Below are 1,028 nucleotides of genomic sequence, written 5' to 3' on the forward strand. Positions count from 1 at the left end.
CAGCAGCACGGCGCGCGCCGTGGGGGTGTCGTCCACGGGCTGGATGGCCCGCGCATCGCCCCGGTGCACGTGGCGTTCCAGCAGCAGGGTGGCGCGCATGAGCAGGCGCGGGTCCTCCGCCATGGCCGCGTGCGAGGGCAGGCGCATCAGTGAAATGGGGGGAGTGGGGGGGATGGCGCCGGGGGCAGTGTGCCCTTCGTCCTGACCGTCATTGCTCAGGTCGTCGGCGTCCGGGTCGTCGCCCGTTCCCCGTGCGGCATCGTCCGCCGGGGCCGCATCCCATTCGGTCACCCGCCCCATGCGGGCCGTGCCGGGGATGCCATCGAAAATTTCCGCAAGGGGCGGCAGCAGGGCGGCGTCGTAGGCGTCCGCTCCCACGGCCTCCACGGCGGCGTCCAGCGCGCAGGTCGCGTCCAGCAGGGCGCGTTCGCCCATGCCCCACACCAGCAGGTCGGCCTTGGCATCCATGAGGATGGGCCGCCGCAGGGCGTCGGTCCAGAAATCGTAGTGGCTGATGCGCCGCAGCGAGGCCTCTATGCCGCCCAGCACCACGGGCAGGCCGGGAAAGGCCTGGCGCGCCAGGTTGGCGTAGACGATGGCCGCCCGGTTGGGGCGCGCCCCGGCGCGACCACCGGGGGTAAAGGCATCGTCGTGGCGCTTTTTCCTGAAGGCGGTGTAGTGGGCCAGCATGGAATCGAGCGAACCCGCGGAAATGCCGGTGAACAGGCGGGGACGGCCCATGCGGGCCACATCGTCCGGAATGTCCCAGCGGGGCTGGGCCACGATGCCGGTGCGAAAGCCGTGCGCCACCAGCCAGCGGCCCAGCAGGGCCATGGCAAACGTGGGGTGATCCACGTAGGCGTCGCCGGAGACCAGCAGCACGTCCAGCCTGTCCCAGCCAAGGTCGCGCATCTCGCGCGTGGTGGTGGGCAGAAAGGCGGGCTGGGGCAGGGGCGTGCGCCCGCGTTGCGGGGTGTACGCCCGGGGGCATGCCCCGGATGGGGCCGCGTGGCGCGGCTGGGTGCCGC

1 pseudogene is annotated in these 1,028 nt (G+C 72.6%); it reads right to left on the reverse strand.

Annotated elements, in window-relative coordinates:
* Nucleotides 1-951 (reverse strand): annotated as a pseudogene (locus FVW27_RS16850) (YgiQ family radical SAM protein); the annotation flags it as partial.
* Nucleotides 952-1,028: the final 77 nt, after the last annotated feature.

The sequence above is a fragment of the Nitratidesulfovibrio liaohensis genome (genome assembly GCF_011682075.1).
Taxonomy (GTDB): domain Bacteria; phylum Desulfobacterota; class Desulfovibrionia; order Desulfovibrionales; family Desulfovibrionaceae; genus Cupidesulfovibrio; species Cupidesulfovibrio liaohensis.